Raw genomic sequence first — 16,837 nt, forward strand, 5'->3', positions numbered from 1 at the left:
GGTTTAAGATAAATCCTTTTTGTTGTATCCAATCTGTTTTAAAAATCGCGGATCAGACCGCCAATTTCGTTGAACTTTTACCCATAAATGAAGGTTTACCTTTTCTCCGAGTAACTCTTCAATTTGTTTACGAGAATTAATGCCAATTTGCTTAAGCATTTTCCCACCTTTGCCAATGATGATACCCTTTTGACCGCTCTTTTCAACGTAAATTGTAGCTTCAATCTGGAGTTTGTTATTTTCGTGCTGATTCATTTGTTCAACCCAAACTGCTGCAGCATGAGGAACTTCTTCGTCTGTTAAATTGAGCAATTGCTCACGAATTAATTCAGCAACCATAAAGTATTCCGGTCTATCTGTGATTTGTTCTGCGTCATAGTATGCAGGTCCCTTGGGAAGATACTCATGCAAAACTTGTGTTAAATCCGAAATGCCAATTCCTTGAGTTGCAGAAATGGGAAGATATTCTTTGAAAATGTTTAACTGGCGATATTCATCAATTATTTCTAATAGATCATTTGGGTTTACACGGTCTACTTTATTAATTAACAGAAATACTGGTATTTTTACTTGTTTTAGTAGATTTACAATATAAGCATCACCCTTGCCCATCTTTTCTGGTTCGACCATAAATAATATTAAATCCACATCGTTTAAACTAGATATACTAGCCTTATCCATGTAATCGTCAAGATCACCATGTGGCTTAAAAATACCTGGAGTATCAACAAAAACCACTTGCATATCATCAGTTGTATAAATTCCAGAAATTTTATTTCGGGTTGTTTGTGGTTTATTCGAAGTTATTGCAACTTTTTGACCAACTAAATAATTCATTAACGTTGATTTACCAACATTTGGTCGACCTAAAAGGGCCACAAACCCTGATTTGTTTTGTGTGTTGCTGGTCATTACTTACCCCTGCCTTCATCTAATTGATCTGGATATAGTGGTAATCCATAATCCTCTAAAACTTTACCTTGAATACCAAACATTACTTTTGCTTCCGCAGGTTTAATATGGTCATAGCCATTAAGATGTAAAAAGCCATGAACTAAAGTGTAACCAAATTCTCGCCGCCATCCAGTTTCGTATTCCTCGCTGTGACGCTTAATAACACTAGGACACATGATTAAATCACCAATATCTTCACAAAAATTGGGATCTGAGGCAAATGCTTCTAAATCTACTTGATCATCGCCATCCTCAATTGCAAAAGAAATGACATCGGTTGGTCGATTTTTGCTGCGGTATTTACGATTAATTTCTTGGCTACGATTTTCGTCAACAAAACTAATACTCATTTCCAAGTTGTTTTTTTTAGCAATTTCTTTTTTTGCAAGTAAAAGCAACTTGGAAATCCACTTTGTCCAATCAGGCTCTGTATTTTGCAAAAATTGCACTTCATCATTATATGTGATATCGATTGAACTCATTAAGTTCGGTCTTCTCCCTTTTCATAAGCATTAATAATTTTAGCAACAACAGGATGACGAACAACGTCATTGGCAGAAAAATCAACAAATTTAATTTGATCAATATTCTTTAAAATATGTTTTGCGTCAATTAGTCCACTTCGTTGACGTCCGGGCAAATCTACTTGAGTCATGTCTCCATTAACAATCATCTTGGAATTAAAGCCTAATCGTGTAAGAAACATTTTCATTTGTGCATCCGTTGTGTTTTGTGCTTCATCAAGAATAATAAAGGCATCATCAAGTGTTCTTCCGCGCATGTAAGCAAGCGGGGCAACTTCAATTACACCCCTTTCCATCAAGTGATCGGTTGTATTGGTTCCTAAAATTGAGTAGAGCGAATCATATATTGGACGTAAATATGGATCAACCTTTTCCTTTAAATCGCCGGGTAAAAATCCTAATGATTCTCCTGCTTCAATAGCTGGTCGAGTTAAAACTATTCGTGAAACTTCACCTTTTTTAAATGCTGCAACAGCACAAACAACAGCAATAAAAGTCTTACCTGTACCGGCAGGTCCAATACCAAATACGACATCATGCTGTTCAATTGCTTCAACATAGTTTTTCTGACCTATATTTTTAACTCTAATCGGTTTGCCTTTAGCATCCCGAATTAAAATTTTTTTATATAAATCTGGAAAATATTCAATCGTTCCTTTATCAGCCATCTTCATCGCACTAACAATATCGGGTGCGCCAATATTAATATCAGCACTAACCAAATTGTCTAAAGCTTCTAAGACGGCAATAACTTTGCTAATTTGGCTTTCGCTACCGTCAATCATAACTTGATTTCCAGTATCAGTTATACTAACGTCATAACCATTAGCCAATAAATCAAGGTTATGATCATTAACACCTACTAGTTTTTGGATGTTTTCTGGTTTTTTTGGAATAAAATTGGTTTGAGCCAAATTAACTATACTCCTTTTCTCGTCTAGCTCAATTGAGCTTTGACCGCATTAGCAGCCATTTTACCATCAGCTCTACCTTTAATTTTCGGCATTATGACTTTCATTACCTTGCCAAAATCAGCTTTGTTACTAGCATGCACTTCATCAATTGATTCTTTAACGATTTTTTGTAGCTCTTGCTCAGAAAGCTGCTCGGGTAAATAACTTTCAATAATTCTTAACTCCGAACGAGTTTCCTCAACTAAATCATCACGCTTTGCCTTCTCAAATTCTGCAATTGATTCCTCACGTTGTTTTTTTTCACGATTTAGAATAGTTAATTCTTCGTCTGGTGTTAGCTCATGACCAACTTTTATTTTTTCATTCATTAAAGCAGCTTTGATCATCCGAACCGTATTTAACTTAACTTTGTCACGCGACTTCATTGCAGTTTTCATATCAGTCATAATTTGTTCTGCTAAACTCAACTTAATTACCTCTTTCTAAACAATGTATACTTAGATTATAGCAAATCTTTAGTTCAGTATAAAACAAATAAAAGATTATTTAACATAAAAAAACAACTTTAATCAAGGGATCAAAGTTGTTTTTTATTATTAATTAATAGTGCTTACGTTTACGAGCTGCTTCAGATTTAAGCTTTCTACGTACACTTGGCTTTTCATAAAATTCGCGTTTACGGTATTCTTGTAAAGTACCACTTCTAGAAACGGAACGTTTGAAACGACGAAGAGCATCATCAATAGACTCGTTTTCGTGAACGACTGTCTTTGCCATATGTGATCCCTCCTTCCATTTCTTGACGTTACCGTCATGCATTTATTTAAATTATATCAAACCATTGTAATCGGTCAATACAAACATGCAATATTTTTTAAAATTATTTTTCATCATCGCAGTTTAACTTTAATTAATTTATACTAAATATGTTAAAGATTTCAGTTAAATTGTATAATTTAAGTAAAAAGGAGTTCAATATGGTTGAAGAAGCATCCAAAAAAGAAGTTAATATCGTAATTATTTCTGATTCCGCTGGTGATACAGCTTTTAATAATGCTGTAGCTGCAACTGCTCAATTTCCAGATATTAAGTTTAATTACAGACGTTACCCATTCATTTATACAATGGATAAGTTGAAGGAGACTTTTAATGAAATAGAAAGCTTTCCTAATCTTGTGTTAATTTATAGTTTAGTCAAAGCTGAGATGCAGTTAGCAGTAATTCGCTTTGTTAGAGAACATCAGATTGCAAGTCATGATATTTTATCACCTGCCATGGAGGTAATTCAGAAAGTTACAGGTGTTAGACCAACCGAAAAAATTGGTGCGCAACATAAAATGAATCAAAAATACTTTGATAGAATTTCAGCTATGGAATTTGCAGTAATGTATGATGACGGAAAAGATCCTAAAGGATTTTTGGAAGCTGATGTTGTTTTACTTGGGGTTTCTAGAACTTCTAAAACACCGTTATCTCTTTTCTTGGCTAATAAGAACTTAAAAGTAGCTAATCTTCCTCTAGTTCCTGATACTCATATTCCAAAGGAAATTTATCAAATTGACTCCAAAAAAATTATTGGTTTAACTAATGATTTATCAGTTTTAAATGAAATAAGACGGCAAAGAATGATTTCCTATGGGCTTAATCCTGATACCGCTTATTCAAACACTGATGCAATAAAAAAAGAACTGGATTCTGCTCAAAAATTATATGATCAACTTGGTTGCTTCGTCATTAATGTGGCAAATCGCTCAATCGAAGAAACAGCAGCTCTAATTATGAATCATCTAGGGATTGAAGAATAGCAAACAGGAATTGTCTTATTAGTATCTGTTTGTGGTTAAATAAGAACTAGGAAGAAAGAGGTTCTAACAATGGTTGATAAAGAAACAAACTCAAATTATCAAACAGCTATTTTTGCTGGTGGATGTTTTTGGTGCATGGTAAAGCCATTTGACACCCTGCCGGGTGTTAAACAGGTTATTTCAGGTTACACTGGAGGACATGTAGTTAACCCCACATACGAACAAGTTGCAAGTGGTACTACCGGTCATACAGAAGCTGTTGAAATCACTTATGATCCAAAGTTAATGTCATATGAACAGCTACTGAACTATTATTGGCAAGTAACCGATCCAACCGATGCATCGGGGCAATTCCAAGATCGTGGTGATAATTACCGTCCGGTAATTTATTATAATTCACCCCAACAAAAAGTAGCTGCAGAAAAATCAAAGCATGACCTTCAAGCAAGTGGTAAATTTGCTGAACCAATCGTAACAAAGATCGAGCCGGCAACCGCTTTTTATCCTGCTGAAGAATATCATCAGAATTTTTACAAAAAAAATCCTGGTCGTTATGCTTTAGAAGAGTCCGGTGGCCGTGAAGCTTTCATTGAAAAAAACTGGAAAAAGTAATCCTTTAGCCAAATAGAAAGAACGCAATCTACATTTTTGATATTTTGCGTTCTTTTTTGCTTTTTTAAATATATAACTAGCTATTAAGCTAGGTTTTGAGTGGTTATTTATTAGTGGCCAAATCTTTCATATATCACTTTAGAAAATTACCCGATTTAGATTTACTTACCAAATCATATATAAATAACCCTTAATTTGCATTATAATAGTTCGTCCACTTTTTACTAGTTCCAGCTACTTCTACAAAAACTAATCCTACTCTTGAATCTGTTCCGTCCCAGTAATAATTTAGCCCTAAAGAACCAAACACTTTTTTGTCAAACAACCCGACAATTTTACTCTCATAAAATGGATCATTTTTTAAACTATTAAAAATTTCAGTAGCCACATGTTCTGGATTGCGATCGTAAAGATTGAAATTCGCAGGGGCACCAAGATAATTTCCATAATATTTATAATGATCTACTGCTTGTACAGCATTCATGCCTTTGCCTGCTAAAGTCGGCAAATACTTGGCAATATCTTCTGAATAAAGAAACATATTATCAGCGCTTGAAGGAACCTTGTTAATAAAACTATCTAGTTCTGGATTAAATTGTAAGGTTCATATCCTTGTTGAACTCTAAATTTTGGATTTTTTCCCATAAAGATTTTTTGATTTGTGCTAATTCGGAATCTGAAAAGTATACATATCCTTTCTCTTTTAGCAAATAATCTATTTCCTTTTGAGTTGGCTTATCAGCTTTGCCTGGCATGTCTGAGATTGAGTTGTTATTAGTATCGGTAGAATTTGAATTTTGATCAGCATCATTAATAGGTAACTTTGCATTAGGGTCGCTTATTTTAGCGGTCGATGTCAATATATAATGATTGCCACCTATTTTATAAAATTGCTGACCATTAATCTTAACTTGACCATAAGAGATTAATGTCTGATTATTCTTCAAAACTTTTTACCCTTACGCTTGCCCTGCTTATTAAAAACGTAAGCATTGTGCTTTAACTTAATTGGATAGTTATTTTTAGCTGCTTGGACAGTCTACTGTGCGCTTACGCCATTATTATCAGCAGCGCCAATTGTGCCAACAATTAGTAATGCACCAGTTGCTAGACTAAGTAATACTCTCTCCTTCATAATTACTATTTCCCCACTTTAACTTAAATTTTAATCGGTATCAGATATTATCAATTTAACAATCATCTAAAACTCGCTTAACTGTCTTCTTTAAAGTATTACGTTCTACTTTGGAAAGATTAGCTTTTTCTTTTTTTAACTATGATTACTGGGCTTTCTTACTTATTTAATTTTAAACTATAAAATATCATGTGTTCCGGTAGCAACAAGTACAAGTACTAATTCTTGGTTTTTTATTTGATAAACTACAATCCACCCATCGTATTCTTTACCATAAGCACCGATTCTAGCTGGATGAAATTCTCTATATCCTTGCCACTTACCGCCAAGTGCATGATCTTTTACTTTGGTTAAGACACTGACATTATGCTCTATAATTGCCTTTAAGCATGCGTGTATTTCTTTTACAGGATAATGTTTTTTCTTAAGCCTTTTATATTCTCTGATAAACGTTTTTGATAGTTCAATCTTCATCTATACTATCCGACCATTTATCAAAATCTTCAAGTGAATTAACCTTTATAACTTGACCAGTTTCAACTTCTTTTTTAGCTTGCAATGCCTCTGGGGTATCCAAAAAATTAATTAATTGTACTTCGTTATTGGCAGCCTTAATTAAGGCTAAACGAATATATTCTGATCTAGTAATACCTTGAGCTGCAAGGTTTTTCTTGGCTTTCTTATCTATACTATCAGTTACTCTTGCAGACACCGTTACTTTTTTAATAGCAGCACTACTCATAGTTTTCACTCCTTTGTATTACGTTGGTAATACAAATTATACTAGTCTTGAAATAAAAAGCAATCCAAGCTAACCTTTACTACTTAGAATCAGGTAGTTCAATCCACTTCTGAACGCTTGCCTGTGGACCTTTTGGCTCGACATAAACAATATTAGTCGGGTGGTCTTTACCATTAATAATCCAAATAGCCTTGTTTGGTACTCGGATAACACCGCTATTTTTATCTAAATACTTCATCAAGTCTGGCGTATTCTTTACACTAGCAGTAATTAACATTCTTAAATGCTTACCATGCCACTTCTGTGGTTCATTTGCGACCCAGTCAGCGGTATTATTATCTGTCGTTAATTTGCCGGCAGAAGTTACATCTTTGTTATTATCATCAAGGTCATAGACTTTGACCTCTTTCAAATCTAATACGTCCTCTAACGTGTCTTTTAATTCTAAAGTCTTAATATTTTCGCCGTCTGGAGCCGCAACGTCTACCGTATACTTGTAAGGAGCGTTGTAATCGACTTGGATAGAGTCTCCTTTGCCGTTACCGTCAGTAGAAACCGCCTTGGTTTGGGAAGTCTGCGTAAACGGTATGTTGGTAGTCGTCTTGTTACTTTCAGATGACCCGTTAGAAGTAGTTACCACAGCCTTATTATAGATAACAGCTTGGTCATTATGCTTCGGGTCTTGGTGGTCAGCAAGACTAACGCCCGACTTAACGGTGCCATCAAAGGTTACCTTGTAAGTTTCACGATAGAAGTCGTCTCCTCCTAGATAATCGCCTTTAGCAATAACGGATAGCTTATTATTTCTGCTAAACCAATAAACAAAAATCAAAAATAATGATTAGCTGCTGACAGAATATAAATTGTAGTTATCTTCTATTTGTTAAACCAACCTATGCTCTTGAGTTATGCGACGTGACCATACATTATCACCAACTGCATACTTTAATGGTTCTGACTTACTTATTCCCGTAAATGGTTGCCGGTCAATATCCATTATCAATCTATTAATCTTCTTAACGATGACCTTAGCCTTATTATAGATAACAGCTTGGTCATTATGCTTCGGGTCTTGGTGGTCAGCAAGACTAACGCCCGACTTAACGGTGCCATCAAAGGTTACCTTGTAAGTTTCACGATAGAAGTCGTCTCCTCCTAGATAATCGCCTTTAGCAATAACGGATAGCTTATTATTTCTGCTAAACCAATAAACAAAAATCAAAAATAATGATTAGCTGCTGACAGAATATAAATTGTAGTTATCTTCTATTTGTTAAACCAACCTATGCTCTTGAGTTATGCGACGTGACCATACATTATCACCAACTGCATACTTTAATGGTTCTGACTTACTTATTCCCGTAAATGGTTGCCGGTCAATATCCATTATCAATCTATTAATCTTCTTAACGATGACCTTATCATTTAGCTTCTGCCAGTACAAGTCGTCCCAAGCTTTATCTGTCTATGCTTTAATCATCGCCGTCAATCAATTCATGTTGAGTAGTTTTACCTGCTGCTATTTGTTTCTGCCCATCTTGAATTTTATTCATCAAATATGAATTTTTCATTACTTTTAGATTTTCCATGATATTATCATAATCTCGTTTTGATAATAAAACAGCATCATTTTCAGTATCATCACGATTAGTAACTAACAATGCAGTAGAATCTTCATTAACTTCAAGGATATAGTGTTTAAGATTTTTCCTAAACTCAGTATAAGAAATAGCTTCCATATGTTGTACCTCCATTTCTATACATTGAACACTTAAAAATATATATGAGCAAGCGAAACCTTAAACTATTTCTTAAAAATCTTGTTTATCTTGTCCTTAACTTTTTCTTTCTTTGTTGCTAAAAAAGTATTACTTTGTAGTAATGTATTTTTATTTTTACTCTTCGTAAAAATAGCGTTGTTAATAATTAGCTAAGATTTATAATTGATAAGCAACGCTAGTACCCAAATTAGCTACTAACTTTTCTTTTTCTAGCTAGTTAACCTCTTTTCATCTATTAAGAACATTACAATGCAGTAAATTATCATTATTAAAGTTACGCTAATTGTAACCCCTAAACTAACATTACTTGGTGCTGATTCACGTAGAAAGTCAATCGGTGAATAACTAACAAAGTCTGGTAAATAGAAAACACTATTCAATAAGAAAATTAATATCTGCAATATTAAGCCTGAACATACCGCAACAAACTGATTCTTAATCCAAATAGATGTTGACGTGACTTGCATCGCAAATAATCCACCCCAAAAAGATGCAAAACAAATGGCAATAAGTGCATGGACAAACGGATGAGAATAATAAAGGGCAACAAACATTGTATTAAATGAAGCAACCCTGATATTATAATTTATCAAATTATCCGGTTTAATATTTGGAACAATCATAAACCATGCCAAAAAGTTAATAATTAAAGGGATGGCGATGACAATTGCTCCCATGCAAAAAGCTAAACCAGCATAACTACATATAACTTTTCTAATTGGTCTTTGTAATTTAATCTTAAATAGCAAACCGCTGTTTAAATCTTCTTTTAATAAGATGGAAGCTGGTAAACTGGCAATTAATGGCAATAATAGATAGAAAATTTTGGGAAAAATGGTAAATGGATCTATCCCTAACCATCGAGTATATGGCGAATCTTCTGGATATACGGATAATATAAGGTTTAAAGGTAAGAACTGTAATAAATTAATTATTATTCCAATAATTATGGCCCAAAAAAGCCAACGTTTATTCATTCGTGACCATAAGAATTTCATATTGTACTCCTTTTTTTATTCCAACAACAATGAATATTTAAGATAATAGCTTTTATCCGGAACCAAAAAACTAAAGCGAAGTTTTTGCTCTCGCTTTTTATATAAAGATCTAGGAACCGTGAAATAGACAATGTATTTTCTATTGGTATTAATGAAATGAGGATTTCTTACTATTTTTAAAATTATTGAATGATTAGAACTATCTAAAATTTGGGACGGAGCATTATTGTTTACATAGGGAACGTTAAGAAACATATTACATGAAAAATCAGTATCTTTAGTCCATTTACCATAATATATTCCATAATAAGCTGGTCCCGTTTGCTGAAGCAATAGTTGGATTTTGACCTTTACTTCCGTCTTACTTTTAACAAGCTTAGTGCTATTAACAACAAAATTAACATTCGGTGCATGAACTAATTCGTGTCGTTTAAAAAATCTTTCTTCTTTTATTCCTCTTAGTTGCGGACGAGCATTGACCTGTTGGTAACGCTTATAACCAATAAATGTAGATATTAAGCAAAAGAATAAAATTAGAGAATAAAGTATTCTTTTATTTTTCATAAGTTATTGTGCCTTCTTCTACATTCAAACGACTTGTAGCAACTTGGTCAATAAATTGAAGGTCATGTGAAGCAATGATAAATGTAGTTCCCCGTTGGTTACAAGACTTTATCAAATCGACTAACTTAAGAATACTTTTTTGATCTAATGCGTTTGTAGGTTCATCTAGTATGATTAACGGGTATTCACCAAGAAACGCTTGTGCAATTCCTAACTTTTGTTTCATTCCTAGAGAAAATTTTTTGACCTTTTGCTTAGGAAATCTGTTGAGATCAAAATATTGAAGCGAGTCATTTATTTGTCCTATTGGAATGCTAGGATCCAATTTAATTAGTAATTCTAAATTTTTATAAGCAGTAAAATCTTCAATTAAACTTGGCTTTTCTATTAAAATACCTGCTTTAACAGGAAATGGCTTATTAGGTAGCACCTGTTGCTGATTTACTACGACGGAGCCTGTTACTTTAATTAGACCGAGAAGAGCTTTTAAAATTAAAGTTTTACCGGATCCATTAATGCCCTCAAGAACCGTAATGCTATTTTGATGAATATTGGCATTGATATCATGTAAAAGTGGCTGCTTTTTAATTACTTTGCCTACTTGCTTTAATTCAATAAAACTCATTCATTTTCTCCTTAAAGTTAAATTTGGGTAATAAATAAACTTCGTGTGATTATTAAAGTATTCAAAGATTATTAGAAATCTTTCTGCTCAATACCTATTTTCAACAATTTATAAAAAAGACCGATTAGAATAGTTACAATAATTATTCTTAGAAAAATATCTTTACCTGTATTAGGTACAACAAAGTCATAAAACAATGATATTTGTTGAGAGTCCTGTAGTCCTTTCGATAAGCAACTAATACCTAAACAAATAAAGAACGCCATAATTTTATTTTGTAAATAAAAATAAAAAATTGCAGCAATTATAGCAAAAGCCAAACAACTAAGCCACATAAAAATGCTGCGGATAAGCAGCGAAAACCAGATTTCTTTTAGAAGTATACGATATTTTCCTAGCAGGATAACCATTAGGTTAACAATCATCCAGCTAGTCTCCATTAATAAATAAGGAAGTAATATTCGGTAAAGAGCTTGAAAAAAAATCACTTTTCTAGTTTGGCATCTTAAAATATCTCCATTTTTAAAATTGAAAGTTGTTAAAATAATCATTATTAAAAAAGGAACAAGACAAAATGCCATCTGGTCAGTTGACAAAACTTCAAGCATTAAGCTATCAACAGAGAATTTGGAAAATTTTAGCTTTTGATATGTAACAAGACCTACCAAGACGGCAATTAAACAGGTCAAAAAATAATTTTTATAATATTTTTGACTAAGTTGATATTCATGTTTTATTACATTAGAAATCATTTATATTTTCCCCAAATACTATAAATCGCTTACAATGTCAAAATACAATATAGCAAATTACTCTTTATCTAGCAAACGCGTCAATGAATCCAGCTTTTTTAAGTAATAAATTTATATCTAAATAAATACCTTACTAATAGGATTTTTCTATTGGGTTTAAGCTACTCTTTTGTTACACTGAATTAAGTTTATTAATTATATTTTAGCAAAAAGGATAAGGAATAAATGGATCGACTTGATAGTTTTAACAGAAGATATAGTCTACTTTCAAAAATTTCTGCGGCATTTTTCTATTCCATTGCTGTTGCTGTAGCTTTAAATTTCTTTTGGGCTCCGGGGCATATGTATTCATCCGGAATAACTGGGTTTGCGCAACTAGTCAACACTTTGAGTGAACGATATTTGCCTTATACATTAACTACTTCAACGATGTATTTCGCCCTAAATGTGCCGTTACTTTTACTTGCTTGGTTTAAGATTGGCCATAAGTTTACATTATTCACGATTATAACTGTTATTTTGGGGTCAATTATGATGCATGTTTTACAACCGGTAAATATGCATGTTGACCCATTAATTTGTGCGATCTTTGGTGGAATGATTAATGGTCTGGGAACCGGGTTTGCCTTAAAAAACGGAATTTCAACTGGAGGCCTTGACATTATTGGTATTGTCATTCAGAAAAAGACAGGTACTAGTTACGGTAAGATTAGCATTTTGATAAATCTTGTAATTATTGCAGCTGCTGGTTTTGTCTTTGGTTGGAATCGTGCACTGTATTCAGCCTTGACAATTTTTATTAATGGTCGAGTAATTGACACTGTTTATACCCAACATCAAAAATTACAAGTGACGATTGTAACTGATCAACCCAATGCAATTATTGATGGTATTCAGAAAAAAATGCACCGAGGCATTACCATCTTTCATGATGTTGAGGGAGCATTTAGTCATAGCGAAAAAAAGGTTCTAATTACGGTGATTGACCGTTACGATATGTATGATGTTTTACAAATTGTTAAAAAGAGTGATCCATATGCATTTATGAGTGTAACAGAAGTTGAACGCGTCTATGGTAGTTTTAAGGAACAAGAAATTGTTTGAAATGATTTATTAATTGATACCACAAAAGTGTTTTGGAAAAAACTAACTTATTAGACAAAAATATAGATCAAGAATTTCTTTTTAGAAATACTTGATCTATTTTTTCCTGTTTTACTTTGAAGAGTGGCTTTGCTTTAGTCTTAAAATGTTGTCAGCTGGAATTATATTGAACCTACCTTTGAGGCCCGCACTTAGTTTTGGATAGTTCGATTAGTTCATCTGTTATTTGTTTCTCATATATACCTACATAAATAAGCGATTACATCATTACTTTTATAATTATACTAATAAAACTAAAACAAAAAAATTATTTATTGGTAAATTTTAAAAAGCGTTTTAATACTTAATATAAATTTTGTTTTTGAAAACTATATAGTCACAAATTTTATATATTTTAACGGAGGGAAATTATGGCAGTTACAACATTATCTGATAAAGATTTTGTAACTGTCGTTGGTGGCAAAAATAACTGGGTAGACTTGGCCTTGGTGCAATTGGTTAGACTGCTATAACCGGCTTAACAGGTGGATTCGGTCATACTAATCATCATAAAAAATAATTAGAAATTTGGCGAACAACTTATCAATTACAGTGAGATTAATAAAACTTAACTTTCTTCAATCATTGGAAGAAATAAATGAGGAGATGCATTCAACAATGCATTAGGAGCTGGTGGGTTTGCCGCTGGACCTACATGCCTTACGCTTGTATCACATAAAAAGCATAAGAGTTAATTAAAATATAGACGAAACCAAGGAATATCCTGTGTATTCCTTACTTTTTATTAAATTTGAAAGAACTTCATACAAAACGGGGTAAAAATATGTTTAAAACTAAATTAATAATAAAAAAAGATTGAGACTTATTAGTTATCTTCAAGTTAATAATAAGTTTTATCGGTTTTATTATAATATATTCAAATATAAAATTTACATTTATATTAAGTTTTATGATTCTACCAATCGCTATCTGGATACCTTCTTTTCGTAAATCAGCTGCTCTAATTAATTTTTTAAAGCAAAAATTCATTTTAATTTAAATATTTTTATGTATGCCCTTTCTTTTATTTGGAATTCTGCAATTCATTAATAATAAAGAATTATTTTCCTTGCCACTTATACTTGATATTGGGTTGAGTTTTATGATTTTATACCTTAATTTCAATAACTATATAAAAATTAGGAGAGTCCTTAACATGAAAAAGTAATTAAATGTTTAATAATTAGTGCTTCCTCTTTACTTTTAGCACTTTCTATCTTTCCCTCAAATTAAGTCTCTAAGGATATAAATGATATAAATTATTAAAATAAACTTGATAAAGCAGTACTTAAATATTCTTATAAGCATTATTGATTAACTTTAGGCTACATTGGCTATCTTTTTAGTGATAAAACTTAAAAATATTTATATATATTTGTTTTTGGAAGTTTAGCAGCGATTTATTTAGCTAAAGCTTTTGCTAAACATTTAAAAAGATTAGAAACTAGATTTAAAAAAAACAATGTAAAAGCTTTTCGTTTATTCTGCCTAACATATTCAATCTTTGCATTATGGACATTTCTTTCAGTAAAGAGTTTATTATTTATTGCTCTTTTTTTATTAATTTTTGTTTAAATTTTATTTCAATAATATTTATAGATTTATTTAAATCTGTATAATTATATTGCTATTCTTTAGATGTCTAGCTCAATGTATATTGTTAATGAATGCTGTAAGAGCAAATCGAAGCATATATACTTCTTTATTAATTAAATCATTAAACGGAGTAGAAATTAATATGTTTGAAAATAAATTATCTAATAAGTTGGCTTTTTTTCTTTGTGGATTGATGCAAATATTTATAGGAATAATATTTCTATTTATTGAAAGCAAAAAGTATCATTTCGTATATTTTATAATTTTTATTTTATGTGCAATTTTATTTTTCTTTGCTTCCTTTTCTCCTAAGATATCATTTAAAAAGAATGCAAAAAAAGATGAAATGACTGCTATAGACATTGGAGATCAAATTTTAGGAATGATTTCCTGTCTTTTTGGATTAATTACAATAATTATAATAAAAGATCCTTATTCCGGCTTACTCGCAATAGATTTTGGATTCTGTTTATTAATCCTACCTCCAGTTAAGAAAGGATGATAACATGAAAAAATTAATTAAATATTTAATTATGAGTGCTTTCACTTTACTTTTAGCACTTTCTATCTTTCCCTCACATCAAGTTTCTGCTGAAGAAACAGCGTATCCTATTCGGCAAGTTTCAGTAGATCGTTATCTTAGAAATATTAAACGAACTAAGCAAATTACTTCAACTGAATACTTGTCCTTAGTTAAAAATTTTAAACAAGATTTTATTGTTTACTTTGGTTTCAAAGATTGTCCGTATTGTCGGGCAGAATCTAGATATCTTAAGAAATTTATTCGTAAAACAGATTATCCCGTCTATTATATTAATATGGAAGAAAGCCTAAACAATGCAACCACTAATGAGCTTAATGAAATTGATAATTCATTAAAGCCTTATGCTTTTATTGGAACACCAACTTTCGCATTCTTTCATAATAATAAAATTCAAAATATGATAATTGGCTATCCATTAAAGGTTGACCAATTGGAACAATTAGATAAGCCGAGCTTAAGCAATGGTACAAGAATTTTTGAAAATATTGGTATGGGAATATCATACCTACCATTAAGAGCATTGAGTTTAATTAACAATAATGTTAATTAAACTCAATGGTAAGGTGAACTTAATCCACTCAGTATGTGTAAAGTACATTATCATTACCTTACTATAATAGCGTTTGTTTTTTTAATTTATATTACTTTTTACACGCTATTCCAGTATTTACTGGGGCGTGTATTTTAATTTGTTCAATCTTCTAATATTGGCATGTAAATAAATATATTTTAGCAAAGTCATTGCTTCACGTTTCATTAATTTAAAAATTGTCTTGTCTATAGCACTAACCCTTAAATAATAACCAATTTATTTTAAACAATAAATGTGTGCGAGACTTTAGTATATTTAGAAGAATTGCTCATAAAAAAAACTTTAGGTTTAAAGTTATAAAAGAAATGAAAATTAAAATTTATGACTGGAAAGGAATATTACTGCTAATGAAAGTTAATAAAAACCAAGCATTTTTAATGATAGGTGGAATTTCTGCGGCTGTAGCAAGTAAAGGCGCAGCTTTAGCCAAAACTATTACTGTTTATGCTGATACGACACAAAAAATCACTAAAGTATCTGATAAACAAAATAAGAATAAAGATACTAAAGGACAAGATGTAACAAAAATTGATTCTCAATCAAATCAACAGATTATAAGTCTAATGTAACTAGTAATGAAATAGCAGCAAAAAATGGATTGCCACTCATGAATCTGGCGGATCTTACACTGCTCGCAATGCATCATTAGGTGCATATGGTCGATATCAATTAATGCCAGGGTACCTACATGGCGACTATTCACCTGCTAATCAAGCAAAGGTTGCTAATAACTATGTGCTTGAAAGGTATGGTTCATGGGCTGCTGCAAAATCATTTTGGCAAGCACACAATTTGGCGCAAAGACTGACCGCAAAACTTGGAGAGAGTCACCCTCTCTTGAAAAGAAAGCTGTTTGCCCTTTAGGTGAGTAGATATGGTAGAATTAAGTGAATTCATTGGAAACTTCTTTCTAGAATTGGTTTGGTAGTTACATTCTATCAAAGAAATCCAATGGACTTTTTATTTTTTAATCAACGCAGGTGTTCAAATTCATTCTACAATTTACAATCTAAATAAAATCTGAACATTCATCTTTTAAGTTGATACTAATTACCTCATTTTAATAACCATTATAGGTTAAATGATAAGTGCAAAACGAACACTGCACGAATACTGCAAAATTTTGTAAAAAAAATAGGCAAAACAAAAAAGCCACCAAAATGAAGCTAACCCCTAAAACTGGACGTTAGTTTTATATCATTTTACTTAAGGCTTGATTCCGATATTGAATCGGAGTTAAGCCTTTTAGTTTGTGCCGAATTCTATCTTCATTGTAATAACTTATCCATTCTTTCATCGCCTTAACCAATTGTTTCTTAGTATCAAAGTGATGTGTAAAATAATTCATTTCAACTTTCATAATGTGAAAGAAACTTTCCATAGCTGCATTATCATGACATGTAGCTCTTCGTGACATGCTTTGAAATACTTTATGTTTTCGTAAAGCATGTCGATATGGATTAGATTGATATTGAATTCCTTGATCACTATGGATTGTCATTCGATAATTTAATAGCTTTGGTCTTGCAGTAAACACTCCCTCTAATCCTTCTAGA

General features: G+C 31.9%; 23 protein-coding genes and 3 pseudogenes. 7 read left to right on the forward strand and 19 right to left on the reverse strand.

Annotation, left to right across the window (positions count from 1 at the left end):
• Positions 1-3: 3 nt before the first annotated feature.
• The 5 genes from era to rpsU all read right to left on the reverse strand — a co-directional run bounded on the left by era (position 4) and on the right by rpsU (position 3,169).
• Positions 4-912, reverse strand: coding sequence for a GTPase Era (era, locus tag ACYIAQ_RS01200; RefSeq protein WP_122018242.1), 909 nt, complete (start codon positions 910-912; stop codon positions 4-6).
• Positions 912-1,436, reverse strand: coding sequence for an rRNA maturation RNase YbeY (gene ybeY, locus ACYIAQ_RS01205; protein ID WP_483562257.1), 525 nt, complete (start codon positions 1,434-1,436; stop codon positions 912-914). Before ybeY ends, era begins: the two co-directional genes overlap by 1 nt.
• Positions 1,436-2,392, reverse strand: a complete 957-nt coding sequence (locus ACYIAQ_RS01210; protein WP_122022972.1) for a PhoH family protein — start codon at positions 2,390-2,392, stop codon at positions 1,436-1,438. Before ACYIAQ_RS01210 ends, ybeY begins: the two co-directional genes overlap by 1 nt.
• Positions 2,393-2,415: 23 nt before the next feature.
• Entirely contained in the window at positions 2,416-2,859 is a 444-nt protein-coding gene (locus ACYIAQ_RS01215) for a GatB/YqeY domain-containing protein (RefSeq protein ID WP_483562258.1), read from the reverse strand.
• 133 nt (positions 2,860-2,992) lie between these two features.
• Positions 2,993-3,169 carry a 30S ribosomal protein S21 gene (gene rpsU / locus ACYIAQ_RS01220; RefSeq protein WP_046306945.1) on the reverse strand — a complete coding sequence of 59 codons (177 nt, stop codon included), beginning with the start codon at positions 3,167-3,169 and terminating at the stop codon, positions 2,993-2,995.
• A 200-nt stretch (positions 3,170-3,369) separates the two neighbouring features.
• Between rpsU and ACYIAQ_RS01225 the strand changes: the two genes are divergently transcribed.
• Both ACYIAQ_RS01225 and msrA read left to right on the forward strand, forming a co-directional pair.
• On the forward strand, positions 3,370-4,197 hold the full coding sequence (locus ACYIAQ_RS01225; RefSeq protein WP_122018246.1) for a pyruvate, water dikinase regulatory protein: 828 nt from the start codon (positions 3,370-3,372) through the stop codon (positions 4,195-4,197).
• A 69-nt stretch (positions 4,198-4,266) separates the two neighbouring features.
• Complete coding sequence (gene msrA, locus ACYIAQ_RS01230; protein WP_483562259.1) at positions 4,267-4,809, forward strand: peptide-methionine (S)-S-oxide reductase MsrA; 543 nt, start codon at positions 4,267-4,269, stop codon at positions 4,807-4,809.
• A 190-nt stretch (positions 4,810-4,999) separates the two neighbouring features.
• Here msrA and ACYIAQ_RS01235 read toward each other — a convergent pair whose 3' ends face one another.
• The 13 genes and pseudogenes from ACYIAQ_RS01235 to ACYIAQ_RS01295 form a co-directional block, all read right to left on the reverse strand.
• The gene (locus ACYIAQ_RS01235) at positions 5,000-5,350 is read right to left on the reverse strand and encodes a hypothetical protein (protein ID WP_483562260.1); all 351 of its coding nucleotides are present in this window, start codon (positions 5,348-5,350) and stop codon (positions 5,000-5,002) included.
• A 49-nt stretch (positions 5,351-5,399) separates the two neighbouring features.
• Positions 5,400-5,756 carry an SLAP domain-containing protein gene (locus tag ACYIAQ_RS01240; protein WP_483562262.1) on the reverse strand — a complete coding sequence of 119 codons (357 nt, stop codon included), beginning with the start codon at positions 5,754-5,756 and terminating at the stop codon, positions 5,400-5,402.
• Positions 5,753-5,818: an SLAP domain-containing protein gene (locus ACYIAQ_RS01245; RefSeq protein ID WP_483562281.1), complete on the reverse strand. Its 66-nt coding sequence runs from the start codon at positions 5,816-5,818 to the stop codon at positions 5,753-5,755. The genes ACYIAQ_RS01240 and ACYIAQ_RS01245 overlap by 4 nt, the downstream gene beginning before the upstream one ends.
• Before the next feature lie 303 nt (positions 5,819-6,121).
• Complete coding sequence (locus ACYIAQ_RS01250; RefSeq protein WP_483562263.1) at positions 6,122-6,418, reverse strand: type II toxin-antitoxin system RelE/ParE family toxin; 297 nt, start codon at positions 6,416-6,418, stop codon at positions 6,122-6,124.
• On the reverse strand, positions 6,408-6,686 hold the full coding sequence (locus ACYIAQ_RS01255; RefSeq protein WP_483562265.1) for a RelB: 279 nt from the start codon (positions 6,684-6,686) through the stop codon (positions 6,408-6,410). Before ACYIAQ_RS01255 ends, ACYIAQ_RS01250 begins: the two co-directional genes overlap by 11 nt.
• Before the next feature lie 79 nt (positions 6,687-6,765).
• Positions 6,766-7,518 (reverse strand): isopeptide-forming domain-containing fimbrial protein, encoded by a 753-nt coding sequence (locus ACYIAQ_RS01260; RefSeq protein WP_483562266.1) that lies wholly within the window; start codon positions 7,516-7,518, stop codon positions 6,766-6,768.
• A 51-nt stretch (positions 7,519-7,569) separates the two neighbouring features.
• Positions 7,570-7,758, reverse strand: a pseudogene (locus ACYIAQ_RS01265) (Txe/YoeB family addiction module toxin); the annotation flags it as partial.
• 201 nt (positions 7,759-7,959) lie between these two features.
• A pseudogene (locus ACYIAQ_RS01270) lies at positions 7,960-8,151 on the reverse strand (Txe/YoeB family addiction module toxin); the annotation flags it as partial.
• Positions 8,152-8,158: 7 nt separating this feature from the next.
• Positions 8,159-8,425 (reverse strand): type II toxin-antitoxin system Phd/YefM family antitoxin, encoded by a 267-nt coding sequence (locus ACYIAQ_RS01275; RefSeq protein WP_483562267.1) that lies wholly within the window; start codon positions 8,423-8,425, stop codon positions 8,159-8,161.
• A gap of 251 nt (positions 8,426-8,676) precedes the next feature.
• Positions 8,677-9,465, reverse strand: a complete 789-nt coding sequence (locus ACYIAQ_RS01280; RefSeq protein ID WP_483562268.1) for a hypothetical protein — start codon at positions 9,463-9,465, stop codon at positions 8,677-8,679.
• A gap of 15 nt (positions 9,466-9,480) precedes the next feature.
• Positions 9,481-10,029, reverse strand: a complete 549-nt coding sequence (locus ACYIAQ_RS01285; RefSeq protein ID WP_483562269.1) for a hypothetical protein — start codon at positions 10,027-10,029, stop codon at positions 9,481-9,483.
• Positions 10,019-10,654, reverse strand: a complete 636-nt coding sequence (locus tag ACYIAQ_RS01290; protein WP_483562270.1) for an ATP-binding cassette domain-containing protein — start codon at positions 10,652-10,654, stop codon at positions 10,019-10,021. The genes ACYIAQ_RS01285 and ACYIAQ_RS01290 overlap by 11 nt, the downstream gene beginning before the upstream one ends.
• A gap of 71 nt (positions 10,655-10,725) precedes the next feature.
• The gene (locus tag ACYIAQ_RS01295; protein ID WP_483562271.1) at positions 10,726-11,406 is read right to left on the reverse strand and encodes a hypothetical protein; all 681 of its coding nucleotides are present in this window, start codon (positions 11,404-11,406) and stop codon (positions 10,726-10,728) included.
• 225 nt (positions 11,407-11,631) lie between these two features.
• Here ACYIAQ_RS01295 and ACYIAQ_RS01300 point away from each other — a divergent pair, with 225 nt between their 5' ends.
• The 5 genes and pseudogenes from ACYIAQ_RS01300 to ACYIAQ_RS01320 form a co-directional block, all read left to right on the forward strand.
• Positions 11,632-12,510: a YitT family protein gene (locus tag ACYIAQ_RS01300; protein WP_483562272.1), complete on the forward strand. Its 879-nt coding sequence runs from the start codon at positions 11,632-11,634 to the stop codon at positions 12,508-12,510.
• A 1,777-nt stretch (positions 12,511-14,287) separates the two neighbouring features.
• Positions 14,288-14,647: a hypothetical protein gene (locus tag ACYIAQ_RS01305; RefSeq protein WP_483562273.1), complete on the forward strand. Its 360-nt coding sequence runs from the start codon at positions 14,288-14,290 to the stop codon at positions 14,645-14,647.
• A gap of 4 nt (positions 14,648-14,651) precedes the next feature.
• Complete coding sequence (locus ACYIAQ_RS01310) at positions 14,652-15,239, forward strand: DUF6568 family protein (RefSeq protein WP_483562274.1); 588 nt, start codon at positions 14,652-14,654, stop codon at positions 15,237-15,239.
• A gap of 389 nt (positions 15,240-15,628) precedes the next feature.
• Positions 15,629-15,850: a hypothetical protein gene (locus ACYIAQ_RS01315; RefSeq protein WP_483562275.1), complete on the forward strand. Its 222-nt coding sequence runs from the start codon at positions 15,629-15,631 to the stop codon at positions 15,848-15,850.
• Positions 15,851-15,863: 13 nt separating this feature from the next.
• Positions 15,864-16,073, forward strand: a pseudogene (locus ACYIAQ_RS01320) (aggregation-promoting factor C-terminal-like domain-containing protein); the annotation flags it as partial.
• A gap of 400 nt (positions 16,074-16,473) precedes the next feature.
• On the opposite strand, the gene ACYIAQ_RS01325 reads toward ACYIAQ_RS01320, so the two are convergent.
• Positions 16,474-16,837: transposase (locus ACYIAQ_RS01325; RefSeq protein ID WP_483564031.1), on the reverse strand; the 364-nt coding region annotated here is incomplete at its 5' end.

It is taken from the genome of Lactobacillus sp. X-49 (assembly GCF_057063645.1).

Bases quoted from the DNA above. Each gene is read 5' to 3' on its own strand.
- ACYIAQ_RS01280 (WP_483562268.1), bottom strand. From the start codon at position 9,465: ATGAAATTCTTATGGTCACGAATGAATAAACGTTGGCTTTTTTGGGCC.
- ACYIAQ_RS01290 (WP_483562270.1), bottom strand. From the start codon at position 10,654: ATGAGTTTTATTGAATTAAAGCAAGTAGGCAAAGTAATTAAAAAGCAG.
- msrA (WP_483562259.1), top strand. From the start codon at position 4,267: ATGGTTGATAAAGAAACAAACTCAAATTATCAAACAGCTATTTTTGCT.
- ACYIAQ_RS01310 (WP_483562274.1), top strand. From the start codon at position 14,652: ATGAAAAAATTAATTAAATATTTAATTATGAGTGCTTTCACTTTACTT.
- ACYIAQ_RS01275 (WP_483562267.1), bottom strand. From the start codon at position 8,425: ATGGAAGCTATTTCTTATACTGAGTTTAGGAAAAATCTTAAACACTAT.
- rpsU (WP_046306945.1), bottom strand. From the start codon at position 3,169: ATGGCAAAGACAGTCGTTCACGAAAACGAGTCTATTGATGATGCTCTT.
- ACYIAQ_RS01315 (WP_483562275.1), top strand. From the start codon at position 15,629: ATGAAAGTTAATAAAAACCAAGCATTTTTAATGATAGGTGGAATTTCT.
- ACYIAQ_RS01255 (WP_483562265.1), bottom strand. From the start codon at position 6,686: ATGAGTAGTGCTGCTATTAAAAAAGTAACGGTGTCTGCAAGAGTAACT.
- ACYIAQ_RS01235 (WP_483562260.1), bottom strand. From the start codon at position 5,350: ATGTTTCTTTATTCAGAAGATATTGCCAAGTATTTGCCGACTTTAGCA.
- era (WP_122018242.1), bottom strand. From the start codon at position 912: ATGACCAGCAACACACAAAACAAATCAGGGTTTGTGGCCCTTTTAGGT.
- ACYIAQ_RS01285 (WP_483562269.1), bottom strand. From the start codon at position 10,029: ATGAAAAATAAAAGAATACTTTATTCTCTAATTTTATTCTTTTGCTTA.
- ybeY (WP_483562257.1), bottom strand. From the start codon at position 1,436: ATGAGTTCAATCGATATCACATATAATGATGAAGTGCAATTTTTGCAA.
- ACYIAQ_RS01295 (WP_483562271.1), bottom strand. From the start codon at position 11,406: ATGATTTCTAATGTAATAAAACATGAATATCAACTTAGTCAAAAATAT.
- ACYIAQ_RS01300 (WP_483562272.1), top strand. From the start codon at position 11,632: ATGGATCGACTTGATAGTTTTAACAGAAGATATAGTCTACTTTCAAAA.
- ACYIAQ_RS01305 (WP_483562273.1), top strand. From the start codon at position 14,288: ATGTTTGAAAATAAATTATCTAATAAGTTGGCTTTTTTTCTTTGTGGA.
- ACYIAQ_RS01225 (WP_122018246.1), top strand. From the start codon at position 3,370: ATGGTTGAAGAAGCATCCAAAAAAGAAGTTAATATCGTAATTATTTCT.
- ACYIAQ_RS01250 (WP_483562263.1), bottom strand. From the start codon at position 6,418: ATGAAGATTGAACTATCAAAAACGTTTATCAGAGAATATAAAAGGCTT.